20 protein-coding genes are annotated in these 23,148 nt (G+C 67.5%); 9 read left to right on the forward strand and 11 right to left on the reverse strand.

The features are described 5' to 3' along the window. The first annotated feature begins 12 nt into the window (after window positions 1-12). The 8 genes from VG566_RS08125 to VG566_RS08160 all read left to right on the forward strand — a co-directional run bounded on the left by VG566_RS08125 (window position 13) and on the right by VG566_RS08160 (window position 10,086). Window positions 13-1,080 carry a GlxA family transcriptional regulator gene (locus tag VG566_RS08125; RefSeq protein ID WP_032957296.1) on the forward strand — a complete coding sequence of 356 codons (1,068 nt, stop codon included), beginning with the start codon at window positions 13-15 and terminating at the stop codon, window positions 1,078-1,080. A gap of 81 nt (window positions 1,081-1,161) precedes the next feature. Then, entirely contained in the window at window positions 1,162-1,965 is an 804-nt protein-coding gene (locus VG566_RS08130; protein ID WP_032957295.1) for a redoxin family protein, read from the forward strand. Between the two features lie 30 nt (window positions 1,966-1,995). After that, window positions 1,996-2,838, forward strand: a complete 843-nt coding sequence (dsbG, locus tag VG566_RS08135) for a thiol:disulfide interchange protein DsbG (RefSeq protein WP_032957294.1) — start codon at window positions 1,996-1,998, stop codon at window positions 2,836-2,838. Between the two features lie 525 nt (window positions 2,839-3,363). After that, a complete protein-coding gene (locus VG566_RS08140) occupies window positions 3,364-4,797 on the forward strand; it encodes a DcaP family trimeric outer membrane transporter (RefSeq protein ID WP_241884512.1) in 1,434 nt (477 codons plus the stop codon). A 76-nt stretch (window positions 4,798-4,873) separates the two neighbouring features. Next, window positions 4,874-6,226: an arginine/agmatine antiporter gene (adiC, locus tag VG566_RS08145; RefSeq protein WP_021204506.1), complete on the forward strand. Its 1,353-nt coding sequence runs from the start codon at window positions 4,874-4,876 to the stop codon at window positions 6,224-6,226. 20 nt (window positions 6,227-6,246) lie between these two features. Beyond that, entirely contained in the window at window positions 6,247-8,535 is a 2,289-nt protein-coding gene (locus VG566_RS08150; RefSeq protein ID WP_014647525.1) for an Orn/Lys/Arg decarboxylase N-terminal domain-containing protein, read from the forward strand. 28 nt (window positions 8,536-8,563) lie between these two features. Beyond that, the gene (locus tag VG566_RS08155; protein WP_014647524.1) at window positions 8,564-9,466 is read left to right on the forward strand and encodes a cation diffusion facilitator family transporter; all 903 of its coding nucleotides are present in this window, start codon (window positions 8,564-8,566) and stop codon (window positions 9,464-9,466) included. A 185-nt stretch (window positions 9,467-9,651) separates the two neighbouring features. Then, window positions 9,652-10,086, forward strand: a complete 435-nt coding sequence (locus VG566_RS08160) for a RidA family protein (RefSeq protein ID WP_049406192.1) — start codon at window positions 9,652-9,654, stop codon at window positions 10,084-10,086. On the opposite strand, the gene VG566_RS08165 is transcribed toward VG566_RS08160, so the two are convergent. The 9 genes from VG566_RS08165 to VG566_RS08205 form a co-directional block, all read right to left on the reverse strand. After that, window positions 10,083-10,796 (reverse strand): energy transducer TonB family protein, encoded by a 714-nt coding sequence (locus VG566_RS08165; RefSeq protein ID WP_049406194.1) that lies wholly within the window; start codon window positions 10,794-10,796, stop codon window positions 10,083-10,085. The genes VG566_RS08160 and VG566_RS08165 overlap by 4 nt on opposite strands. Beyond that, window positions 10,789-11,589 carry a ChaN family lipoprotein gene (locus VG566_RS08170; protein WP_032957281.1) on the reverse strand — a complete coding sequence of 267 codons (801 nt, stop codon included), beginning with the start codon at window positions 11,587-11,589 and terminating at the stop codon, window positions 10,789-10,791. The genes VG566_RS08165 and VG566_RS08170 overlap by 8 nt, the downstream gene beginning before the upstream one ends. Continuing rightward, on the reverse strand, window positions 11,576-14,047 hold the full coding sequence (locus VG566_RS08175) for a TonB-dependent receptor (protein ID WP_241884511.1): 2,472 nt from the start codon (window positions 14,045-14,047) through the stop codon (window positions 11,576-11,578). The genes VG566_RS08170 and VG566_RS08175 overlap by 14 nt, the downstream gene beginning before the upstream one ends. Before the next feature lie 64 nt (window positions 14,048-14,111). Next, window positions 14,112-15,038 (reverse strand): FecR family protein, encoded by a 927-nt coding sequence (locus tag VG566_RS08180; protein ID WP_423172615.1) that lies wholly within the window; start codon window positions 15,036-15,038, stop codon window positions 14,112-14,114. Then, window positions 15,035-15,544: an RNA polymerase sigma factor gene (locus tag VG566_RS08185; RefSeq protein WP_014647518.1), complete on the reverse strand. Its 510-nt coding sequence runs from the start codon at window positions 15,542-15,544 to the stop codon at window positions 15,035-15,037. The genes VG566_RS08180 and VG566_RS08185 overlap by 4 nt, the downstream gene beginning before the upstream one ends. A 123-nt stretch (window positions 15,545-15,667) precedes the next feature. Then, window positions 15,668-16,174, reverse strand: coding sequence for a hypothetical protein (locus VG566_RS08190; RefSeq protein ID WP_241884510.1), 507 nt, complete (start codon window positions 16,172-16,174; stop codon window positions 15,668-15,670). 115 nt (window positions 16,175-16,289) lie between these two features. Next, window positions 16,290-16,514 carry a hypothetical protein gene (locus VG566_RS08195; RefSeq protein ID WP_014647516.1) on the reverse strand — a complete coding sequence of 75 codons (225 nt, stop codon included), beginning with the start codon at window positions 16,512-16,514 and terminating at the stop codon, window positions 16,290-16,292. Beyond that, window positions 16,511-17,212 (reverse strand): glutamine amidotransferase, encoded by a 702-nt coding sequence (locus tag VG566_RS08200; protein WP_046431222.1) that lies wholly within the window; start codon window positions 17,210-17,212, stop codon window positions 16,511-16,513. Before VG566_RS08200 ends, VG566_RS08195 begins: the two co-directional genes overlap by 4 nt. Beyond that, window positions 17,209-17,982: a YggS family pyridoxal phosphate-dependent enzyme gene (locus VG566_RS08205; protein WP_164167525.1), complete on the reverse strand. Its 774-nt coding sequence runs from the start codon at window positions 17,980-17,982 to the stop codon at window positions 17,209-17,211. The genes VG566_RS08200 and VG566_RS08205 overlap by 4 nt, the downstream gene beginning before the upstream one ends. Before the next feature lie 76 nt (window positions 17,983-18,058). Here VG566_RS08205 and ptsJ point away from each other — a divergent pair, with 76 nt between their 5' ends. Next, a complete protein-coding gene (gene ptsJ / locus VG566_RS08210) occupies window positions 18,059-19,345 on the forward strand; it encodes a transcriptional regulator PtsJ (protein WP_241884041.1) in 1,287 nt (428 codons plus the stop codon). A gap of 102 nt (window positions 19,346-19,447) precedes the next feature. Here the strand turns inward: ptsJ and VG566_RS08215 are convergent, their stop codons facing one another. Next, complete coding sequence (locus tag VG566_RS08215; RefSeq protein ID WP_032957269.1) at window positions 19,448-19,954, reverse strand: hypothetical protein; 507 nt, start codon at window positions 19,952-19,954, stop codon at window positions 19,448-19,450. A gap of 81 nt (window positions 19,955-20,035) precedes the next feature. Beyond that, window positions 20,036-23,146: an error-prone DNA polymerase gene (locus tag VG566_RS08220; RefSeq protein WP_032957267.1), complete on the reverse strand. Its 3,111-nt coding sequence runs from the start codon at window positions 23,144-23,146 to the stop codon at window positions 20,036-20,038. Window positions 23,147-23,148: the final 2 nt, after the last annotated feature.

Genomic DNA, 23,148 nt, shown 5'->3' on the forward strand with positions numbered 1-23,148 from the left:
AGGAGATGGTCTGTGGAAGGATTCAGGAACGAAGGATTCGTCGAGGTCGCGGTGGTCGAATACCCGGGAGGCGACCCGTCGGCCGCCTCCGTGCTGACCGAGATGGCACATGTCGCCAACCGGCTTGCCCAGCAGCAGCGCCGTCCGTTCAAGCGTGTCCTGGTGACCCGCTGGATCGTGCCGGCCAGCCAGACCGGCGTGCATCGCATTGCCGGCGCGGAGATGCTCGAGGCGGACATCCCCGCCGTGATCGCCGTGCCTGGCCAGATCAGCCAGGGCGTCTGCCTGCGCGCCGATGAGGTGCTGCTGGATTGGCTGCGCGCGCATTACGACGGTGGCAGTCTGCTGGCTGCCGCCAGCGACGGTGTCAGCATGCTGGCACGCGCCGGTCTGCTGGCTGGGCGCACCGTCAGTGGTCCGGACCTGGGGCGCCATCCGGGCCTGCAGGGGCAGTCGGCCAGCTGGGTACCCAGCGAGCGCGCGCTGGTCGATGACGGCGACCTGCTGACGGTGGCCGGTTCCCAGGCCTGGCGCTTCCTCGCCCTGCGCCTGCTGTACCGGCTGCACGGCCAGGGCGTGGCGAGTTCCGTGGCGCAGCAGCTGGGGATCACGGTTCCGGCGGCGATCCAGCAGGATCTCGAGCGTTTCAGTGCCAACTTCGCCCACGGCGATCGCGACGTACTGAAGGCGCAACGCTGGCTGCATACCACCGCTGCGCGCGGCGCCACGCTCGGTGCGATCTGTGAGATTTCCGGGCTGGAGCCGCGAACCCTGCAGCGGCGCTTCCTGAAGGCCACCGGCCTGCGCCCGATCGAGTATTGCCAGCGGTTGCGTATCGCCAAGGCGCAGACGCTGTTGCAGCAGGGGGCGGGCATCGATGAAGTGGCCTGGGGCGTGGGCTATGCCGACCAGAGCGCATTCCGTCGCCTGTTCCTGCGCATTGTTGGAATGACGCCGGCCAACTATCGCCGGCTGGTCAACAACAAGCGGCGCGAGCGGCCGCTGTTGTCATCGGTGGCAGGCAGCCTGCGCGGGCTGCAACCGGCGCCCGGCATGCAGATGCCGCGCAGCGTGGCCTGATGCCTGCAGTAGGCGTCGCGCTTGCAACCTGGGCGCGACGCTTCGACCATGCAGGTAACGGATGATGGAGCAGGTGGGCTGATGTCGAGTGTGGGACCGGTGCCGATGCCGGTGGTGTTGATCCTGATGTGCGTGCTGCTGGCCATGGCGGTAGCACGCCTGTGGCCGCGTCGGAAAGACGGGATGGCAGTGCCTTCCGCGGCCAGCCTGGTTCTGGACATGTTGCTGATCGGCCTGCTGTGCGGACGCATCAGCTTCGTCGCCTTGAACTTCGCGCTTTACCGTGAGGCCCCGTGGAGCATCCTGCAGATCGCCGACGGTGGGTATCACCTTGCAGTCGTGCTGGCTGCGGGCCTGGCGTGGGGCACCTGGCGGCTGCGGCTCTGGCGCGCGTTGCGTGCGCCGGTGCTGGCGGGCGCACTGGTGGGCGTGGTGTCGTGGGTGGTGGGCAGCCACCTGCTGTCAGCCTGGCAGGAGCAGCGGATGCCGCTGCCGGCGGTGCAGGTGGCCGATCTGCAGGGGCGCGTGATCGACCTGCAGCAGTTCCGGGGCAAGCCACTGGTGCTGAATCTCTGGGCCAGCTGGTGTGGGCCCTGCCGGCGCGAGATGCCGGTGCTGGCATCCGCACAGCAGACCCACACCGACGTGCAGTTCGTGTTCCTCAACCAGGGGGAAACCCTGGACGAAGTGAAGGGTTTCATTGCATCCGAACAGCTCCGGCTGGGCAATGTACTGCTGGACGATACCGCCTCGGCGTCAACCGTGCTGGGTGTGCAGGCCTATCCGTCGACGCTGTTCTTCGACGCCGAAGGTCGCCTGCGTGAACTGCACCTTGGCGAACTGACGGCCGCGGGTCTTGAACACAAACTGCGCCGGCTGCGGTAGCCTGCGCGGGCATCTCATTACGGAGTTCCCATGTTGTCGACTTCCCTGCGCATCGCTCCGGCGGTGCTGTTGCTGCCGGTCATGCTGGCATTGGCCGCCTGCAGCCAGGCCCAGACCCCGCCGGGCAAGACGGCGGCAGCGCCGGCCGCCGGCGCTCCGGCCACCGCGGCCAAGGGTGACCGTCCCGCAGTGCTGAAAGGCATCGAGAAGCACGGCTTCGAAGTCGTTGCCGAGTTTGATGCACCGGGTGGCCTGCGTGGCTTCGCCGGCGTGGTGGGGGGGCAGCAGCCCGCCGCCGCGTACGTGACCGCCGACGGCAAGCATGTGCTGGTGGGCAGCCTGTTCGATGCCGAAGGCAACGATGTGGCCGCCGAGGCGGTGGAGAAGCTGGTCGCTGCACCGATGTCGGCCAAGATGTGGACCAAGCTGGAAGCCAGCGCCTGGGTGCGTGACGGCAAGGCCGATGCACCGCGTGTGGTCTATACCTTCAGCGATGCCAACTGCCCGTACTGCCACAAGTTCTGGGAAGCGGCGCGTCCGTGGGTTGACGCCGGCAAGGTGCAGTTGCGCCACATCATGGTTGGCGTGATCCGCGAGGACAGCCCGGCCAAGGCCGCCGCCATCCTCGCGGCGCGTGATCCGAGCGCGGCGCTGCTGGAGAATGAGCACCAGTTCGACCGTGGCGGCATCAAGGCGCTACCGAGCATCAGTCGCGAGATCGCAGGCAAGCTTGATGCCAACCAGGTCCTGATGATCGAGATGGGCTTCCAGGGCACGCCGGGCATCCTGTTCCAGGATGCACAAGGGCAGGTGCAGCGTCGCGCGGGCCTGCCGCAGGGCGCCGACCTGCAGACGGTGCTGGGTCCGCGCTGATCGCCGCCAACGTCGTGATGTAACCGACAGGCCCGCATGGCAGCATGCGGGCCTGTTGCATTTCGGCGCTCCTGCGGCGGGCGGAGAGGGCAGCAGGGCTGCGCAGCAGCTGTTCGTCGTCACATCTGAATCGTGACTGACATCAAGCATCGCGCCTTGATTCCAATCAAGGTCAAAAACGACAGGCGGATTAGCCTGTTGACGCATGGAATACAGCGTCAACGCGCCATGGATGCCGCGCCAGACATGCCTTGAACCAGGGCGGTCGGCACAGCCATTCACGACACTCTCACTCCCCGATTGTTACCCAGACCGCTGCGGTCGCCACCTCTCTGGCAGCGCGGCCTTGATGGGCTGGACACCGGTGCGGGCAGGGCAGTGTCATCGTCCTGTTGCCTGCCGGATGCAGGCTGGCCGGTGTCGTCAACGCAGTATCCGCATTTCCAGCAACGGCGACGCGAGGCCAGGGCACTGTGCGCCTGTATCCGGCCAGCGCGCTGCGAATGTTTGTCCAGGGAGGATGCAATGCGCTTGGCGGTACTGAGTCTGGCCTGTTCGACCGCACTGGCGATCGCGCCAGCGTATGCGCAGCAGCATGGCCAGGAAGATGCGCAGGCGTTGCGGCAGGAAATCGCTGCCATGCGCCAGGCATTGGAAGGCATGCAGCAGCGCCTGGATCGGCTTGAGCAGCGCGAGGGCTCAGCGCCTGCCGCCGTGGCGCAGGCCCCGACCCCGGCCGCAACGGCGGGCGGCAGCGCCAGCATGCTGCACCCGACCCAGGTGCCGGGCGTGGCGCAACCGGTGCTGCCGCAGCGCGAATCGGTGGCCGATCCCTCAACGGCGGCGTCGCGTCCCGACAGTGCAGCCGGTCCGACCGACCCCGATCTGAAAGGCTTCTTCGCCATTCCAGGCACCGATACGGTGATCCGCATCGGCGGCTACGCCAAGCTGGATGCGATTGCCGATTCGCGTGCGGCCGGTGACGAAGATCAGTTCATTCCGTCGTCGATGCCGGTGGGTGGCAGCCATCGCGATGTCTCCAACTTCAACATCCACGCCAAGCAGACCCGCTTCAGCTTCGAGGCGCGGCGCCCGACCACGCACGGCAACCTGCGTTTCTACCTGGAGAACGATTTCTTCGGCAGCAGTGAGGGGTATGAGTTCCGCCTGCGACACGCCTATGGACAGCTTGGCAACACCTATGCCGGCTATGGCTACTCCAGCTTCATGGACCCGGACAGCCTGCCCGATACGCTTGACTTCGCCGGGCCGGGCGGCGCCGGATACCTGCTGGTGGCGGGCATCCACCACAGTTTTGTGATAGGCAAGGGCAACACCCTGACCGTCGCTGCTGAAGACCCGAAGACTGAACTCGCCGGCGCCAGCGATGCTCGCACGGCAGTCAACCGCCTGCCCGATGTGACCGTGACCGCGCGCCTGGAGCGCGACTGGGGCCACCTGCAGTTGGGCGCGGTGGCACGCAGCCTGGCCTACGACGGCGATGGCGAGCGCGACCGGCGCATGGCCGGTGGCCTGCAGCTGAGCGGCTCGGCGTCAGTGGGCGAGCGCGACCTGCTGCTGTTCGGCGTACTCGGCGGGCGCGGCCTCAGTCGCTACACCGCCGACCTTACCGGCTCCGGACTGGACGCGGTGGTCGGTGCCGATGGCCGCCTCGCCGCGTTGGACCTGCACGGCGGTTTCGTCGGCTACACCCATTACTGGTCCGCGCTGTGGCGCTCCAACCTGATCTTTGGCCAGCTGACCCTGGAGCGCAACGCCGCACTCGCCGCTGATGCATTCCGGCAGAGCCGCTACGGCGTGTTCAACCTGATCTGGAGCCCGGCGCCGTCCTGGACGATGGGCATGGAGCTGCTGTACGGCCGGCTGGAACAGCAGGGCGGCGCACGCGGCGACACGGTCCGGGTGCAGGGCAGCCTGCAATACAACTTCATCAAATAGACGCCAGCGGTCGTACGCCAGCGTAACCGTCCCCACGCCCGGTGCTGCCGGGCTCATGCCAGTACCGGAGATCGTCATGGCAGAAGCAAAGAAAATCGGGGTGGTCGGAGCCACCTTCCTCGTCGCCGGCAACATGATGGGCTCAGGCGTGTTCCTGTTGCCGTCCAGCCTGGCCAAGATCGGCACCGCCTCGATCTGGGGCTGGCTGATCACCACCGCCGGTGCGCTGCTGCTGGCCTTCGTGTTCGCCAAGCTGGGCAAGCTCGCACCCAAGGCGGGCGGTCCCTATGCCTACGCGCGCGACTGGTTCGGGCCGTACATGGGCTTCCAGACCAACACCATCTACTGGTTCGCCAACTGGATCGGCAACGTCGCCATCCCGATCGCGGCGGTGGGCTATTTCAGCTATTTCTTCCCGATCCTGTCCGAGCCGCTGGTGCGTTGCATCGCGGTGCTGGTGCTGGTGTGGGCACTGAGCTTTGCCAACGTGATCGGTCCGGCCTTCGTCAGCCGCGTGCAGACGGTCACCACCAGCTTTGCGTTGGTGCCGATCCTGGGCATCGCCATTTTCGGCTGGTTCTTCTTCGATGCCGACATCTTCAAGGGCGCCTACAACGTGTCTGGCGAGTCGAACTTCGGTGCGATCTCGAGCGCCGCGGCACTGACCCTGTGGGCCTTCATCGGCGTCGAGTCTGCATCGGTGACTGCCGGTGTGGTCGAAAATCCGGAGAAGAACGTCGCCCGCGCGACGCTGGCCGGCGTGTTCCTGGCTGCCATCGCCTACATCGCCAGTTCGTCGGTGATCATGGGCATGGTGCCGAACGCGGAACTGCAGGTGTCCGACGCACCGTTCGCGCTGGCGGCGGCCAAGGCGGTCGGTGGCTGGGGCGGCGCGCTGGTCAGCCTGTGCGCCTTCATCGGTGCCGCCGGCTCGCTGGGTGGCTGGATCCTGCTGACCGCGCAGAGTGCCAAGGCAGCGTCGGATGACGGCCTGTTCCCGAGCATCTTCAGCAAGACCAACAAGGACGACGTGCCGGTCAAGGGCGTGCTGATCGTGGCGGTGCTGATGACCCTGGCGGTGCTGGTGACCTCCACCTCGGAAACCGCGTCGGCCCAGTTCGACGTGATCACGTCGGCGGCCGTGGTGCTGACCCTGCTGCCCTACATCTACTCGTGCGTGGCGTGCTACTTCGTGGTCGAGCGTTCGCACACCCTGGTCCACACCGGTGCGTTCTGGACGCTGACCAGCCTGACCGTCGTGTACTGCCTGTGGGCGATCTACGGCTCGTCGGGGACCATCGTGCAGTACGCCTTCCTGTTCGTGCTGTTCATCACCGTGTTCTATCCCTTCTTCAGCGAGGAGCGCCGCCAGCAGCGGCAGCGCGCCCGCGAGGCCTCGGCGATCAGCGCCGGCGCCCGGCATTCCTGAGTTCGACAAGGAGAATCAACGTGTACTTCAAGTCCCTGGACTACCCGGTCATTGTCATCGACAACGACTACGAGTCGCCGCGCATCGGTGGCATCCTGATCCGTGCGCTGGTGGAAGAGCTGCGCAGCAACGACCAGCGCGTGCTGTGCGGGCTGAACCTGGATGACGCCCGGGCCGGTGCCCGCACCTACGTGGCGGCCTCGGCGGTGCTGATCTCGATCGATGGCAGCGAAGAGGTGGATGGCGAGTTCCAGCGCCTGACCGCCTTCCTGCGCGAGCAGAGCGCACGCCGTGCCAATCTGCCGGTGTTCCTGTACGGCGAGCGCCGCACCATCGAGAAGGTGCCGAGCAAGCTGCTCAAGTACATCCACGGTTTCATCTTCCTGTTCGAAGACACCAAGAGCTTCATCTCGCGGCAGGTGATGCGCGCGGCCGAAGACTACATGAAGAACCTGCTGCCGCCGTTCTTCAAGGCGCTGATCCATCATGCGGCCGAGTCGAACTATTCCTGGCATACGCCGGGCCATGCAGGCGGCGTGGCATTCACCAAGTCGCCGGTCGGCCGCGCATTCCATCAGTTCTATGGCGAGAACACCCTGCGCAGCGATCTGTCGATCTCGGTGCCGGAGCTGGGCTCGCTGCTCGATCACACCGGCCCGATCAAGGATGCCGAGAACGAGGCGGCACGCAACTTCGGTGCCGACCACACCTTCTTCGTCACCAATGGCACCTCCACCGCCAACAAGATCGTCTGGCATGGCACGGTGGCCCGCGGCGACGTGGTGTTCGTTGACCGCAACTGCCACAAGTCGCTGCTGCACGCGCTGATCATGACGGGTGCGGTGCCGGTGTACTTCACGCCCAGCCGCAATGCGCACGGGATCATCGGCCCGATCAGCCTGGACCAGTTCACGCCGGAGTCGCTGCAGCAGCGCATCGCCGCCAATCCGCTGGCCAGCCAGGCCTACAAGGCCGGCTCCAAGCCGCGCATCGCGGTGGTCACCAACTCGACCTATGACGGCCTGTGCTACAACGCCGAGAAGATCGCCGACGAGATCGGCAGCGCAGTTGATTTCCTGCATTTCGACGAAGCCTGGTACGCCTACGCCGCGTTCCACCCGTTCTACGAGAACCACTACGGCATGGCCAAGGGCAAGCCGCGTGAGCAGGATGCGATCATTTTCACCACGCATTCCACCCACAAGCTGCTGGCTGCGTTCTCGCAGGCGTCGATGATCCACGTCCGCAACTCGGCGCAACGCAACCTTGATGCCGAGCGCTTCAATGAGTCGTTCATGATGCACACCTCGACCAGCCCGCACTACGGCGTGATTGCCGCCTGTGACGTGGCCTCGAAGATGATGGAAGGCGACGCCGGCCGTTCGCTGGTGCAGGAAATGCACGACGAGGCGATCGCCTTCCGCCGCGCGATGCTGCACGTCCGCGATGATCTCGGCCGCGACGACTGGTGGTTCAGCGTGTGGCAGCCGACCCAGGTCGAGCGCAGCCTGGACAAGGGCGATACGCCGGCACCGATGGTGGCCAAGCGCGAGGAGTGGTACCTGCAGCCGGATGCGCACTGGCACGGCTTCGAGAACCTGGTGGATGACTATGTGTTGATCGATCCGATCAAGGTGACCCTGCTGACCCCGGGCCTGGCAATGGACGGCAGCATGGGCAGGCTGGGCATCCCGGCGGCGGTGCTGAGCAAGTTCCTGTGGGGCCGCGGCATCACCGTGGAAAAGACCAACCTGTACTCGGTGCTGTTCCTGTTCTCGATGGGCATCACCAAGGGCAAGTGGAGCACCCTGGTCACCGAGCTGATGGCGTTCAAGGAACTGTACGACCGCAATGCGCCGCTGAGCCAGGCACTGCCGACGCTGGCCGCCGATTATCCGAATGCCTACGCCGGCTGGGGCCTGCGTGACCTGTGCGACGCGCTGCATGCGTTCAACCAGGAATTTGCCGTGGCCAAGGTGATGCGCGAGATGTACGTGGACCTGCCGACGCCGGTGATGACCCCGGCCGATGCCTACAACCACCTGGTCAAGGGCGAGATCGAGCGGGTCGACATCGAGCAGATCAGTGGCCGCATCGCTGCGACCATGCTGGTGCCGTACCCGCCGGGCATCCCGACCATCATGCCGGGCGAGCGCTTCGGCGACAGCGACGAGCCGATCATCCAGTCGCTGCGCATCGCCCGCGAGCAGAACGCCCGTTTCCCGGGCTTCGAATCGGACGTGCACGGGCTCATCATCGAGCAGGAGGGTGATGCGGTCTCGTACAAGGTGGAGGTGCTGAAGGCCTGACCCGTAACGGTCGGCTCATCGGCGAACGATGGATACCGCGCGCGAGCAACGCATCCTGACGTTCTCGATCGGGGTCACCCTTGCGGTGAGCGCGGTCGGCTTCGGCGGTGGCCTGCTGGTGGGATCGCAGGCCATCCTGTTCGACGGCGTGTACAGCCTGGTCGACGTCGCCCTGACCCTGGTGTCGTTGTCGGTGCTGCGGCTGGTGGCGCGGGAACAAAGCCCGCGCTTCCAGTACGGCTACTGGCACCTGGAGCCGATGGTCGAAGCGCTGGGTGGTGTGATCCTGTCGCTGGCCTGCGTGTATGCGCTGGCCAACGCGGTGATCGGCCTGACCACGGGCGGGCACGAAGTGAAATTCGGGCCCGCGCTGTGGTGGGCGGCACTGCTGAGTGCCAGCAACCTGGCGATGGCGGCGTTCGTCGCGCAGCGGGCGCGGCATCTGCGCTCGGCGCTGTTATGGCTGGATGTGCGTGGCTGGCTGCTGGGCGGGTTGATGAGCCTGGCAGTGGTGCTGGCCTTCGTGTTGGCGCTGGTCCTGCACGGTGGTGAGTGGCACCATTGGGTGCCGTACCTGGATTCGATCGTGCTGGCATTGATCAGCCTGGCGATGCTGCCGGTGCCGGCGCGCAGCGCGTGGAAGGCCATGCGCGAAGTGCTGCAGGTGGCGCCGGATGATCTGGACCGGCGCGTGCAGCAGGTGATGCAGGCGTTCGTGGCCGAGCGTGGCTATGCCGGTTTCACCAGCCATGTGGCGAAGATGGGGCGGATGCGCTTCATCGAGATCCACGTATTGGCCGATCCGGCGACGCCCTTGGGCTCGGTGGGTGAGGTCGATGCGATGCGTGACGAGATCGCGGTGCGGCTGGATGCTCGGGGCAGCACGTTCTGGCTGACCATTGATTTCACCGCAGACCCGGCGTGGACGTGAGCCGGGCACGGTAGAGCCGAGCCCATGCTCGGCTGCCATTCGCGCTGAGCAGCCGAGCGTGGGCTCGGCTCTACACGTGGGCACGATCGTTGCGCATGGCAGACCGGACTGTTGCAGCGGATCTGTTTGACCTCAACTCTGGTTGAGGTCGCAGACTGCTTCACATTCCCCATGAGGCATGCGGCATGAACCTGCTGACCACCCCGGACCTGGGCCACGGCCTGCTGGAACTGTTCAATCCTGCGGGGCTTTACGACCCCTCGGCCAACGGCTACTCGCACGTGGCGGTGGTGCGCCTTCCCGCCCGGGTGATCCATATCGCCGGGCAGGGCGGTGAGGATGCCGATGGTCATCTCTCTCCCGGCTTCGGGGAACAGGTCGAGCAGGCACTGGACAACCTGCAGATCGCATTGCGTTCGGCGCAGGCCAGCCTGGCCGATGTCGCGCGGTTGCGCATCCTGGTGGTCGACCACGACGAGGACCGGCTGGGCATCATCGCCCGGCAGGTACGGCGGCGTTGGCCGAACGGCGCAGCGCCGACCTGCACCCTGATTCCTGTGCCACGGCTGGCGCTGGACGGCATGCTGTTCGAGATCGAGGCGGAGGCCTACGCCGCCTAGCGCAGGTAGTACTCCACCGGCACCACCAGTTCCTGCGGTGCCTTCATTTCCATGGGAATGGGCGGCAGCGGCTGCGCGCGGCGGAACGTCTGCAGTGCGGCGTCGTCGAGCATCGGTTGGCCGCTGGACTGCTCCAGCCGCAGGGCCTGCAGGCGTCCCTCGCGATCGATGCTGGCCCTGACCCAGGTCGTTCCCTGCTGCCGGCGCGAGCGCGCGACGGCGGGGTAGTAGCGATAACGCTCCAGGCGCGCCATCAGGCGGGCTTCCCACTGGTCGCTGGCGGCGCCGGCCTGGAAGTCCGCCGGTGGTGCGTCGGGAGCGGGCGGCGCGGCCGTGATCGATGCCGGTGCGGGACTGGCATCGGTCACGGCCGCAGGCGGGGCGACCGGCAGGGCTTGCCGGCCAGGGCCACCGAGCTCGCTGGCGGCCACCTCGCCCTCGCGCGCGGCGGTGGGCTTTGGCGGAGGGGGCGACTTCGCCGGTTGCGACGCGCGCGCCTGCTGCGCCTGGCTGGGGGTGTCGGCCAGGCGCTCTTCGACCGGCTGGGGAGGCGTAGCCGGTGCCAGCAGGCGCAGGCTGATGCGCACATCCTGCTCAGGCGGCGGCAGCAACGGTGGCGCGGCCATCCAGTGCACCAACAGCAGCAAGGGCAACAGGTGCAGGCCGATGCTGATGGCAATCGCCTGCCAGTGTTGGCCGCGTTCACTCATCGCCCGGCACCCACAGCAGATCGGCGTCGGCCGCATCGACGCCTTCGTCGGGTGACGCAAGCGCGATCACCAGTGCCGGTACCTCCGGTGGCAGGTAGCCCGGCACGCCGGTGCCGCGCAGTACATGCCAGCGGCCGGCCACCAGCAGCGCTGGTGCAGGGGCTGCGGTCAGTGCCTGTGCCATGCGGGTGTCGCGGGCCTGTTGCACGGCCAGCATCCCTTCCAGCATCGGTGCGGCGTCTGCGTGCTGGGCCAGCACCACGGCCGACAGGCGTTGCCGGGCGGTGGGCATCGGAAACCGCACCGACGTGTTGGAGGCAAGCAACGCATCGACCTCGGCACGCGACAGGTTGCCGCCGAACAGGGGGATGCCGGCGGCGGTGGCGTCCTGTACCAGCCCGCCATAGGTGGCCCACGGCCAGCGTGTATCCCAGCCCAGCAGCGCCTGCAGGCGCGCACCATCGGCATGGTTGCCCTTGGCCAGCCAGCGCTGCACCCGCTGCAGGCGCGGTTGGCGTTCACTGGCGATCATCTCCATCACCAGCGCGCCTTGTGGACGCTGCCGTTGCAGCGCGTGCAGCAGCCAGCGCTGGGCGGCGTGGTCACCGGCCAGGTCGTGGCGTTCGCCCAGCAGCAGCCGCGGGGCGTTCGCTGCACGCTTCACGAACGCGGCTTCGTCCAGGCGCTGCCCGCTGGCCAGGTCGATCACCGTGCCGGGCATAGGCTGCGCGCTGGCCGTTGCGGCCAGTGCGAGCAGGCACAGCGGCAGCCAGCGGCGGCTAGAACGCCACATTGACGCCCATCGAGACGGTGCGGCCACGGCCGTTGCCGCGGTCCAGGATCGGGCTGAAGATGCTGTCGATCGAGGCATTGTTGTCATAGGCCTTGTTCTGCAGGTTTTCGATGTTCAGCCACAGCGTGGTGTTGGGCTGGGGCTTGAAGCTGGCGTAGAAGTCGAGCAGTACACCGGTACCGCCGGTCCTGCGGGTCTGGAAGAAGTCGTAGCCTTCTTCGGTGGGCCCGGAGTATTCGGCGCGCAGGCCGGCCTGCACGCGCTGCTGCCACCAGCGGCCGCCGACATCCAACGTCCAGAAGCGGTCGGGCAGGGCGGTGATGTCTTCCAGGTTGACGAATTCGATGGCAGGCGCACTGGTGCGCGAGCGGGTCCAGCTCAGCGTGGCGTGGTAGTGCGCGCTGGCGTAGTGCGCTTCCAGCTCGATACCGCGCATGCGCACCACGCCGGGGTGGTTCATCCAGCGCGTGGTGGTGCTGAAGTCGTCCACGTCCAGCGCATCGGTCCAGGCAGTGAGCTGCTGATCGCTGTCGATCGGTACCACGAAAGGCCTCACCTCCGGCGGGTGCACGATCAGCAGGTACTGCGGCTTGATGTAGTCGCGGATGCGGTTGTCGAAGCGGGTGACGCGCAGCTGCGCCAGGTCACCGTCGGTCAGCAGCGAGGAGGCGCTGAGGTTGGCGCCGAACTGCAGGTTGCGCGAGCGCTCTCGGCGCAGGAACGGGTTGGCACCCACGCCATCGGCATCGCTCATGCCTTCCAGCGGGATCTTCTCGAAGAACATCTCCTGCACGCGCGGCGGGCGGGAAGTACGCGAGGCTTCGGCGAACAGTTGCAGCCAGTCGGTGGCCTGCCACGAGACCGCCAGGCTGGGGCTGAGTGCGCGCTGGGTACGGCGCACGTCGATGCCGCCGCCGTTGATCTCGGCGCACTGGCCGGGCACATCCGAGCACACCGGGACGTGGCCGCGGATGCCATAGCGATCCTGGCGCAGGCCTGCAGTCAGCGCGTAGATGTCGTACTGCAGTTCCAGCGTGCTGAACACGCTGTCCAGCTGGCTGCGGCCCTGCGGGTTGGCGCCGCGCAGGATGGGGGTGTCGGCCACGTAGACGTCCGACTGGTGCTTGATGCCGGTGTTCCAGCGTGCCTGCAGTGCACCGATGTCGAAGCGGCTGGTGTTGTCGAGCGTCCAGCTGCTCAGGCTGCTGTGGGTGCGGCGACCGATGTAGCTGGAATCCTCCACGGGCGGATAGAACAGCCGGGTCTTGTTGCCGGCGAAGGTCGCGCGCAGGTCGATCCACGGCGTGTAGGGCGTGTAGTGGTAGCTGGCGCGCTGGTTGCGTGCGGAAATCTGCCACGGGTAGTTGTGGTAAAAGTCGTTTTCGTAGCGCATGTGGCTCAGGTCCAGCCGATGCTGGTCACTGGGCTGCAGGCGTGCTTTCAACAGCCAGCTGCTGGGCTGCTGGCTGCCCGGATCGGCGGTGTTCTTCTGCCCGCGCGCGGTGGCGTATTCGCCGCTGCGGCTGCTGCTGGCAGCGGCCAGCAGGCCGAACTGGCGGTCGCCGCCATCCTCGCTGTGGCGCCAGGCACCGGCAAAGGTACGGCCATTGCCGTAGCCGTTGTTGCCATGGCGGTAACCCGCGCGCAGGCCCCAGTCACGACCTTCGCCAAGCAGGTCGTCGATGTCCAGCGTGCGGAAATTGGCACTGCCGGCCAGCGTGCCGGCGCCATCACCACCGGCGACCGCGCCGCGCTGCATGTCCACGCCGGCCAGCAGGAACGGATCGACGTAGGCGAACGGCCCCCCCGAGCCGTGGCCCGCGTTGTTGCGGAAGGTCTGGGTGACACCATCGATCATGGTGTTGACCCGCCCGGCGCCGGTCATGCCGCGGATGTTGACCTGCAGGCCGGGCTGGCTGCGCGAGTGGAAACTGTGGGTGCCGGGCATCGAACGCAGCAGGCTGTTGCCGTCCTGGCGTTCGGCCATCGCCACGCGCTCGCTGCCGACGGCGGGCGCAAAGCCATCGCGGGCCGCCGGGACATACTGGCTGGCGCCTGCACCGGGGGAATGGCCGTGTGCGATATCGCCCTGTACGCGCAGCGGGCCGGTTCGACGGCTGCCATCGGAGGGGGCGGCCGGCGCCGGTTCCAGGGTGGCGCGGCGCGCGTCGATGAAACGGGGGCGCAGCCCGCTACCGGCCAGCAGGCGTGACAGGGCCTGCGCGTCGTCGAACCGTCCGCGTAGTGCCGGCGCCGTCTGGCCGCCTGGCAATGCCGCGCCGATCACCAGATCGACACCGGTCAGCCGGCTGTAGGCATCCAGCGCGCTGGCCAGCGATTGCGCAGGAAGATCGAAGTGACGGGAGGCGGCCTGCGCGTGTGCGCTGGCAGGTAACAACGGAAGCGGACTGGCGCAGGCCAGTGACAGGGCGAGGACAAGGGGACGGTGAAACAGCATCGGGAGCTCCAGGGGCTGACGCGGCGCGTCGTCATCCTGGGTAGACGCAGTGGCAGGGCCGATGTCAGGGTGCATCGCGATGTTCCCTGCGTGGCGGCAGCCACACCTGCACGCCCGCGCCCAGGCGCAGCACGCGTACATGCAGCTGCGTGGCCAGCTGGTCGCGGCTGCGCGCCGCACCGTCTGCACTGCCGAGCAGGGTGACCGGCTGCTGGCGCAGGTGTGCGCCGATGATCCAGGTGTGGCCGCTATGCCAGCGATCCAGGCCCTGGGTGACCTCGGCCAAGGGCGTGGAGACCCAATGCAGGCGACGCTCGCGCCAGGCCAGGGCACTGTGGCTGGCGGCCAGGCCGATGATCGGTGCCTGTCCATCGAAGCGCAGCTGCTGCCCTTCGATGGCCTGCTCACTGCGGGTGCCGCTGTCCACACGGACGCGATGCTCAGTGACGGTGACCACGCTGTCGTTGTCCTGCACGGCAAGGTCGAAGGCCGTACCGAGCGCGGTGACCATGCCGTGCGTCGTATGCACCTGGAACGGATGCTGCGCATCGGCGGCTGCCTTGAACCAGGCTTGGCCGTGCTGCAGCTGCAGCTGGCGGCGCTGTGCATCGATGCGGACATGGACTTCGCTTCCGGGTGACAGCAGCACGTGCGAGCCGTCCGGCAGTACTTCTTCACGGATCTCGCCTGCCGCCGTGCGCATCACCTGCGCGGCCGGTGGTGCGGCCTGGCGGGTATACAGGCCCAAGGCGCAAAGCAGCAGCACGGCAGTGCCGGCGTCGCGCAGGTGCCGGCGCTGCCGCTTGCGCTGATGCCGCTGCAGGCTGGGCGTGGCATCACCGGCCTGCCAGAGCGCCTGCAGGTGCTGGTACTGCGCGGCGTGGCGGCAATCGGCGTAGTACCACTGGTTGAAGGCACGCTCGTCGCGGCCGCCGTCGTGGCCGTCCAGCCACCAGCGCGCGGCCTCGCGCGCGATCGCCTCCGGGCTCATGCGCCGGGTACCTGCTGCAGCGCCACCAGCGCACGCAGCAGATGGCCGTGCGCGGTCTGCCGGCTGATGCCGAGCCGGCGGCCGATCTCGGCCAGTGCCATCTGCTCCACCCGGGCCAGCAGGAATACCTGGCGCGAGCGCGGTGGCAGCGCGGCGATGATCGCGTCGAGATGGCGCAGCTGTTCGGCGTCCAGCAGGTGCTGCTCCGGCAGCGGTGCAGGATCGGCGAGGGCGTGCAGTTGGGCGTCATCCAGCGCTTCCTCACGACGGCGCTGGCGTTGCCGGTAGTGATCGGCGATCAGATTGTGGGCGACGCGGTACAGGTAGGCGCGGCCGTTGCTCAGCAGGCCGCTGGCGGCGACCTTGATGACACGCAGCCAGGTTTCCTGGACGACGTCATCGGCGTCGCTGCGTTGCGGGAGTTTACGGCGGACATGGGCGTGCAGCGGCCGGTAATGGGCCGCGCACAGCTGCGCGACATCCGTCGGTTCGACAGGCGTGGACACGGGGCGGGCGACAACTGGGAAAGGGAACAGCCCGCGGCGGCAAGGGCAGCGGCTGCACCTTACAGCAAAAGAGAATCATTTGCATCTATCGATGGGCGTTACACGCCTGCCCGGGACGGGAGATCAGCGCGGGCGATAATCGCAGTGGATCTGCAGGGCTTCGGTGGGGTTGTGATGCAGCTTGAAGCCGCAGCGCTGCAGGCTGCGCTTCACCCGCGCGACCGCTTCGGCATGGCGGGCGACGCGACGATCCTGCCAGCGTGGCGGGGTGAATACGCCCATGGGCAGCAGCCGTAGCCGCTTGCCGTGCAGTACCAGCGAGACATCGATATGACGGCCATCGATGTCGTGGCCGTTGGCGCCGAAGATGGCATCGACCTCATCATGGCGTTGCGGATAGCAGGTCCGGAACAACGCGATACCGAGCCAACGCACGCCACGAGGGAAGCTGCCGAGCCGGCTGTGGCTGGGTTCGAAGCCGCGCGTGAGCAGCAGTCGCAGCCCGGCAGGCAGCATTGCCTGCGCATCGAGCAGGCGTTGCAGTACCTCTTCTTCCAGCTGGATACGGGTGGAGGGCCAGCGCGGGGCGACCAGCAGCCCGTGGTGGCTGCCGCGTTGCAGGGTCAGCATGCGTGAAGCTTCGCACGCGGGCGAACAGCCGTGGTAGTGCCCGCCGCGGGCCCGCCAAAATCCGGTGGCCGCCCCCCCCCCCCCCCCCCCCCCCCCCCCCCCCCCCCGACGATCGTCAGATGTCGCGGTACTGGATCTGCGAAGCCAGTACGCGCAGGCCGTCGGCATTGCTGGACAGGATGCGCTCTTCGCCGACACCTTTCTGCCGTTTCAGCTGGAAGCCCTGTTCGGCAGGCAGCTGCGCGGCGATGGTGTCCATGCGTTGCATGGCATCGGGGCCGCTGCAGTCGAAGTGGCCCCAGTGGGCGCCATCGCGGTGGATCTGCAATCGGTAGTTCATTGCGGTGTCTCCGGCAGCTCCTGCAGCCAATGGTCGAACATCGCGGTGGCCGCCGCTGCCAGCGGTGCACCGTAACGGCGTGCCTGGGCGCGAAGATCGTTCGGATCGATGCCGGCCTGCGCCAGCTCCAGGGTGTGGCCGATCAGCCAGCGTTCGAACTGGCGGGCATCCAGTTCCGGGTGGCATTGCAGGGCCAACGCATGGCTGCCCATGGCGAAGGCCTGGTGGCGGCAGGCCGGCGTGCTGGCCAGGCGACGTGCACCGGCCGGGAGTTCGAACGCCTCGCCATGCCAATGCAGTACCGGAATGCCCTGCAGGGCCTGCAGTGGCGAGCGTTGGCCGTCATCGGTGAGCAGCAGCGGCGCAAAGCCGATCTCCTTGCCGCCACTGGCGGCGACGTCGGCACCGAGTGCGCGCGCCATCAGCTGCGCGCCGAGGCAGATGCCCAGCGTGGGCCGTTGCTGCTGCAGCCGACGTTGCAACAACGCGATGCTGTCGTTGAGGAAAGGATAGCGATCAACATCGTTGACGCTGACCGGGCCGCCCAGCACGACCAGCAGGTCGGCGGTTTCGGCGGAGTCGAGCGCGTCGATACCGGCCTGCAGCACCTGCAGCTGCCAGCCCTGTGCCGACAGCAGTGGCTGCAGGGTGCCGAGGTCTTCAAAGGCGACGTGTTGCAGGACGACCGCGTGCTTCATGCGGGGGCTCCATTGCTGGGCCAGTAGAAACTGTCCGGGGTGGCGCGTGCGCCGAAGATGGCCTGCCCGACGCGGACCACGGTGGCACCTTCCTCGATCGCCACTTCGAAGTCCCCGGACATGCCCATCGACAACTGCGAAAGGTCGATGACGGGAGGTGCAGTGCGCTGCAGCTGGTCGCGCAGTTCGCGCAGGCGCACGAAGCAGGCACGCACGCGTTCGACCTCCGGGGTGAAGATGGCCAGCGTCATCAGGCCGCGTACGCGCAGGCGATCGAACGCTGGAAGCTGCTGCACAAAGGCCTCGACGGCAGCGGGTTCCAGGCCGTACTTGCTGGGTTCGGCGGAGGTGTTGACCTGCACGAACACATCCAGCGTGCGGTCTTCCAGCTGCAGGCGCTGCTGCAGTGCTTCGGCTACGCGCAGGCTGTCCAGCGCCTGGAACTCGCTGGCGAAGCGCGCCACGTAGCGCGCCTTGTTGGTCTGCAGATGCCCGATCACCGACCAGTGCACGCCAAGATCGGCCATCGTCTCGGCCTTGCGTTGCGCCTCCTGCACCTTGTTCTCGCCCAGCTCGCGGCAACCGGCGGCCACCGCCATGCGGATGCGGGCATCATCGACGGTCTTGCTGACCGGCAGCAGGCGCACGCTGGCCGGGTCACGGCCGACGCGGGCGCAAGCATCGGCGATGCGTTGGCGCACCGTGACCAGGTTGGCGGCGATCTGTTCAACGGACTGGGCGACGGGCCAGTCGGCAGCGGCAAGGGGCATGCGGGCACCTCCAATGCAGGGTGGCCAGGGTGGGATACACTGGCACAGGACAAGAGATATTTTGGCATAGGACAAAATGAAAATCACCGGGTACAGCGCCGAGTCGATCTTCGACAGCATCCGCGACGGCATCGGCAAGGGCCGCCTGCCGGCCGGTAGCGTGCTGCCGCCGGTGCGTGAACTGGCCGAGCAGCTGGGCGTGAACCGCAACACCGTGGCTGCTGCCTACAAGCGCCTGGATGCGGCGGGACTGGCCAGCACGGCGGGCCGCCGCGGCACGGTGGTGCGTGGCCTGCCGCCGCCGCTGGCGCGCGAGGGCAGCACCCCGGGGCTGGCGCTGCAGGACCTGGCCGGTGGCAACCCGGATCCGCGCCTGCTGCCGAACCTGCGCCTGACCCCGGCGGCGCCGCGGCTGTATGGCGTGGGTACGGTCGACACGAGGTTGCAGGCGCTGGCACGCGCCTCGCTGGATGCGGATTGCCCCGAGGGATATGCGCTGGAGCTGACCCATGGCGCCGTCGATGGCATCGAGCGCCTGCTGGCGGCGTGGCTGCTGCCGGGTGATCGCATCGCGGTGGAGGATCCATGCTTCCTCGGCAGCCTCAATGTGCTCAATGCGTCGGGTCATGCGCCGTTGCCGGTGGCGGTGGATGCCCAGGGCATGCAGGTCGAATCGCTGCGGCAGGCGCTGGAGGCTGGTGCACGTGCGGTGCTGCTCACCCCCCGGGCGCACAATCCGACCGGGGCCAGCCTGGATGCGAAGCGGGCGCGGGCGTTGCGGCAGTTGCTGGCGGGGTACCCGCAGGTAGCAGTGCTGATCGACGATCACTATGCGCTGCTCTCGCAGCAGGCCTATCACTCGGTACTGCCGCTGGATGGGCGGCGCTGGGCGCTGCTGCGTTCGTTGTCCAAACCGCTCGGCCCGGACCTGCGGCTGGCCTGGCTGGCCTGCGATGAAGAAACCGCGATGCGGTTGCGGCTGCGATTGGCATCCGGTATCGGCTGGGTCAGTCACCTGCTGCAGGACGCGGCAACCTCGGTGCTGGCGTCGTCAACGCAGCGGGCGAAGATCGCCTCGGCAGGCGAGCGTTACCAGCAGCGCCTGCAGTCGCTGCAGGAACTGCTGCGCGCGCGTGGCGTGCCGACGCCGCTGCCGATGGAGGGATTGAACCTGTGGCTGCCGTTGCCGGGCGACAGCCATCCGCAGGTGCTGGCGCTGGCCGCGCGCGGATGGCATGTGCGCGCTGGCGAGGTGTTCGCGGTGGCGGCGCCGGCACATGGCCTGCGCATCACCTGCGCGGCGCTGGGCGCGGCGCAACTGCGGCCGCTGGCTGACGACCTGGCGGCGGTGTGCGGTCTGTAGCGTCGAGCGATGCTCGACGTTGCTTCGCCTTTGTAGAGCCGAGCCATGCTCGGCTGCTGTTGGTAGAAGCAGTCGAGCATGGCTCGACGCTACAGAAGCAGATCAGGGCGCGGCGTTGGCGCCCGGGCGCACGTAGTAGGACTGGCCGCTGTCATCGACGAACATCAGTTCCGGCTTGCCCTGCCATGAGGTGAGCATGGCGCCGGTGTTGTTCTGGTGCTTGACCATCAGGCTGGCACCACGGTCCGGGTTGGCCACCACCTTGAACACTTCCGTGGTGCCATTGGCATCGTCCAGGGTCAGCACGGCTTCACCGCCGCGATCGCTGGTGCCATAGCCCCCGCGTTCGGAGCCATCCGGGCCGAGCAGGATCAGGCCGGACAGGGCGGTGGCGCGCGGCCCCTGGATACGGCCCCGGCTGAGGGGGTCGGGCACCGGCGCGCCTAGGATCACCCGGGGTTGGCCCGTGCCATCGTGGATGATCAGCCCGCGCGCTTCGATGATGCGCTGTGGCGATTGGCTGCGATGCAGGCTCCAGGCGGTCCAGCCGGAAACCAGCAGGGCGAGTGTGGAGACCACCAGCGTGGTCAGCAGCAGTGCGCGCGGCATCGTGTCGTCCTTCCTTGGATGCAGCGACGATAGCGGATGCGGGCGACCGATGGCCAGTTCATTGTGTGACGCTGTGTATCGTCAATGGAAATCGCGGCTGTGGCTGCGCAACCCCTGCAACAGTTCATCCAGGCAGTGCATGCGCTGCACGATGACATGCTGCACGCCATCGACGCGTTCCAGGCGGCCGTCGATCTGCATCAGCCGGGTATCGACCAGGACCCGGTGCTGGCGATCGGCCAGGTGCCGCCAGACCACGGCATTGACCATGCCGGTCTCGTCTTCAAGGGTGAGGAAGGTAACGCCACTGGCGGTCTGCGGGCGCTGGCGCATGCGGACCAGGCCGGCGATGCGCACGCGACGGCCATGGCCGTGGCCCGCAAGCTGCGCGGCATCCAGGCAGCCGCGGCTGCGCAGCTGCGTGCGCAGGAACGAGATCGGGTGGCGGCCGAGGGTGGTGCCGATGCTGCGGTAATCGGCCTGCATGTCCTCCCAGGCGCTGGGCAGGGGCAGCGGCACACGTGCTTCAGCGGTGGCGCGGGCCTGGTCGAACAGCGGCAGCCGGTTCTCCACGCCGGAGATATCCCAGCGTGCACGATGGCGATGGCCGCTGAGCCCGCGCAGCGCACCGGCATCGGCCAGCAGGCCCTGCTGGCGGCGATCCAGGGCGGTGCGCTGGCACAGGTCGCCCACATCGTCGAACGGGCGCCGTGCACGTTCGCGCATGATGGCCTGTACAGCCGCTTCATTGCAGCCGTCGACGAGGCGCAGGCCGAGCCGGATCGCGGCCGCGCCCCTGCTGAAATCCAGCGTGCAGTCCCAGTCGCTGTGGCGCACGTCCACGGGAAGCACGCGGATGCCATGCCGGCGCGCGTCCTGCAGCAGCTGGTCGGGGCTGTAGAAACCCAGTGGCTGGCTGTTGATCAGGCTGGCGGTGAACGCGGCCGGATGGTGGCATTTCAGCCAGCAGCTGTTATAGGTCAGCAGGGCGAAGCTGGCGGCGTGGCTTTCCGGGAAACCGTAATCACCGAACCCCTTGATCTGCTCGAACAGGTGCTCACCGTATTCGCGGCTGAAGCCGTTTTTCAACATGCCTGCCAGCAGTTTTTCACGATGCGGTTCCAAGCCGCCACGGCGTTTCCAGGCCGCCATCGAACGGCGCAGGGCATCGGCCTGGCCAGGCGTGTAACCGGCTGCTTCGACCGCCAGCTGCATCACCTGTTCCTGGAACAATGGCACGCCCAGCGTGCGTGCGAACACGCGTTCCAGCTGCGGTGGGTAGAGCGGGTTGTCCGGGTCGTTCAACGCGTCCGGTCCCTGTTCGCGCAGGATCCGGCGCCGCTCCAGATAGGGGTGCACCATGTCGCCCTGGATCGGGCCAGGGCGCACGATTGCCACCTCGATCACCAGGTCATAGAACGTGCGTGGCTGCATGCGCGGCAGCATCGCCATCTGTGCGCGCGATTCGATCTGGAACACGCCGATGGTGTCGGCGGCGCAGATCATGTCGAAGGTCTTTGCATCCTTGGGCGGGATCGCATCCATGCGTCCTTCATGCAGGCCATGCTGTTTCAGCATGGCCAGGCACTTGCGGATGGCGGTAAGCATGCCCAGCGCCAGGCAGTCGACCTTCATCAGGCCGGTGGCGTCGAGGTCGTCCTTGTCCCATTGGATGACGGTGCGGTCGGCCATCGCCGCGTTTTCCACCGGCACCAGGGTCGACAGGGGATGTTCGGAAATCACGAAACCGCCGGGGTGCTGCGACAGGTGGCGCGGGAAGTCGATCAACTCGGCGGTCAGCGCCAGCAGGCGTCGCATCAAGGGCGTGTCCGGATCGAAACCGCGCTCGCGCAGGGTTTCCGGCAATGGGATGTTGCCGCCCCAGTGGTCCATCGCCGCGCCCAGTTCGTTGACCTGGTCCATCGGCAGGCCAAGTGCACGCGCCACGTCGCGGATCGCGCTGCGGCCACGGTAGCTGATTGCCACCGCGGTCAGTGCGGCGCGCTCGCGGCCATAGCGCTTGAACACGTACTGCAGCACTTCCTCGCGGCGCTCGTGCTCGAAATCGATGTCGATATCCGGTGGCTCGTCGCGCTCGGCGGAGATGAAGCGCTCGAACAGCAGGTTGCTGCGTGCCGGGTCGATCTCGGTCACGCCCAGCACGAAGCACACCGCGGAGTTGGCCGCCGAGCCGCGGCCCTGGCAGAGGATGTCCTGGCTGCGCGCGAAGCGCACGATGTCCTGCACGGTGAGGAAGTACGAGGCGTAGTTCTTCTGCTTGATCAACGCCAGTTCGTGTTCGATCTGCTCGCGTTGTTTCGGTTCGATGCCGCCTTTCCAGCGCCAGGGGATGCCACGCTCGACCAGCACGCGCAGCCAGCTGTCCGGGTCATGCCCCTCGGGCACCAGCTCGCGTGGGTAGGTGTACTGCAGCTGTTCCAGGGTGAAGTGGCAGCGCTCGGCGATGCGCAGGGTCTCGGCCAGCAATTCGGGCGGATACAGTTGGGCCAGCGCGGTGCGCGGACGCAGATGGCGCTCGCCGTTGGGGAACAGGCGCCAGCCAGCCTCGGCCACGCTGCAGCGGTGGCGGATCGCGGTCAGGGTGTCCTGCAGGGCGCGGCGGCGGCGCACGTGCATGTGCACGTCGCCACTGGCGACCAGCGGCAGGCGGTGGCGTTGGCCGAAGGCCTGCAGCTGCTGCAGGCGGCGTGCGTCGTCGTGTTCGTGGTGCAGCTCCACCGCCAACCACAGCCGATCATTGAAGCCGGCGCGCAGTAGTTCCAGGTCGGTGGCGGCCGGTTGCCGGTCCAGCCACAGGCACAGCAGGCCGTCGGGCAGGCCGAGCAGATCCTCGCGCAGGCAGCGGTACTCGCCCTTGGCTGCGCGCCGCCGGCAGGTGGTGATCAACTGGCAGAGCCCGGCATAGGCGGCCTGGTCGGTGCACAGCAGGGCCAGCTTCGGGCCGTCCTCGACCTGGAATTCGGCGCCGACGATCAGCGCCACGCCATGCGCCTTCGCCGCCTGCCAGGCGCGCACGATGCCGGCCAGCGAGCATTCGTCGGTGATCGCCAGTGCCCGGTAACCCTGGCCAGCGGCGCGCGCGAACAGTTCTTCGGCGATCGAAGCACCGCGCTGGAAACTGAAGGCCGACAGGCAGTGCAGTTCGGCGTAGCCGGGCAGTTCGCTGTGCATGG

The organism is Stenotrophomonas sp. CASM114 (assembly GCF_049384325.1).
GTDB lineage: Bacteria > Pseudomonadota > Gammaproteobacteria > Xanthomonadales > Xanthomonadaceae > Stenotrophomonas > Stenotrophomonas muris.

What these genes read in the sequence shown, in the direction of transcription:
- VG566_RS08200 (WP_046431222.1), bottom strand. Translation starts at nt 17,212, where the DNA reads ATGAAGCACGCGGTCGTCCTGCAACACGTCGCCTTTGAAGACCTCGGC.
- VG566_RS08220 (WP_032957267.1), bottom strand. Translation starts at nt 23,146, where the DNA reads ATGCACAGCGAACTGCCCGGCTACGCCGAACTGCACTGCCTGTCGGCC.
- dsbG (WP_032957294.1), top strand. Translation starts at nt 1,996, where the DNA reads ATGTTGTCGACTTCCCTGCGCATCGCTCCGGCGGTGCTGTTGCTGCCG.
- VG566_RS08190 (WP_241884510.1), bottom strand. Translation starts at nt 16,174, where the DNA reads ATGCTGACCCTGCAACGCGGCAGCCACCACGGGCTGCTGGTCGCCCCG.
- adiC (WP_021204506.1), top strand. Translation starts at nt 4,874, where the DNA reads ATGGCAGAAGCAAAGAAAATCGGGGTGGTCGGAGCCACCTTCCTCGTC.
- VG566_RS08130 (WP_032957295.1), top strand. Translation starts at nt 1,162, where the DNA reads ATGTCGAGTGTGGGACCGGTGCCGATGCCGGTGGTGTTGATCCTGATG.
- VG566_RS08165 (WP_049406194.1), bottom strand. Translation starts at nt 10,796, where the DNA reads ATGAGTGAACGCGGCCAACACTGGCAGGCGATTGCCATCAGCATCGGC.
- VG566_RS08180 (WP_423172615.1), bottom strand. Translation starts at nt 15,038, where the DNA reads ATGAGCCCGGAGGCGATCGCGCGCGAGGCCGCGCGCTGGTGGCTGGAC.
- VG566_RS08160 (WP_049406192.1), top strand. Translation starts at nt 9,652, where the DNA reads ATGAACCTGCTGACCACCCCGGACCTGGGCCACGGCCTGCTGGAACTG.
- ptsJ (WP_241884041.1), top strand. Translation starts at nt 18,059, where the DNA reads ATGAAAATCACCGGGTACAGCGCCGAGTCGATCTTCGACAGCATCCGC.
- VG566_RS08215 (WP_032957269.1), bottom strand. Translation starts at nt 19,954, where the DNA reads ATGCCGCGCGCACTGCTGCTGACCACGCTGGTGGTCTCCACACTCGCC.
- VG566_RS08140 (WP_241884512.1), top strand. Translation starts at nt 3,364, where the DNA reads ATGCGCTTGGCGGTACTGAGTCTGGCCTGTTCGACCGCACTGGCGATC.
- VG566_RS08195 (WP_014647516.1), bottom strand. Translation starts at nt 16,514, where the DNA reads ATGAACTACCGATTGCAGATCCACCGCGATGGCGCCCACTGGGGCCAC.
- VG566_RS08170 (WP_032957281.1), bottom strand. Translation starts at nt 11,589, where the DNA reads ATGTGGCGTTCTAGCCGCCGCTGGCTGCCGCTGTGCCTGCTCGCACTG.
- VG566_RS08205 (WP_164167525.1), bottom strand. Translation starts at nt 17,982, where the DNA reads ATGCCCCTTGCCGCTGCCGACTGGCCCGTCGCCCAGTCCGTTGAACAG.
- VG566_RS08155 (WP_014647524.1), top strand. Translation starts at nt 8,564, where the DNA reads ATGGATACCGCGCGCGAGCAACGCATCCTGACGTTCTCGATCGGGGTC.
- VG566_RS08175 (WP_241884511.1), bottom strand. Translation starts at nt 14,047, where the DNA reads ATGCTGTTTCACCGTCCCCTTGTCCTCGCCCTGTCACTGGCCTGCGCC.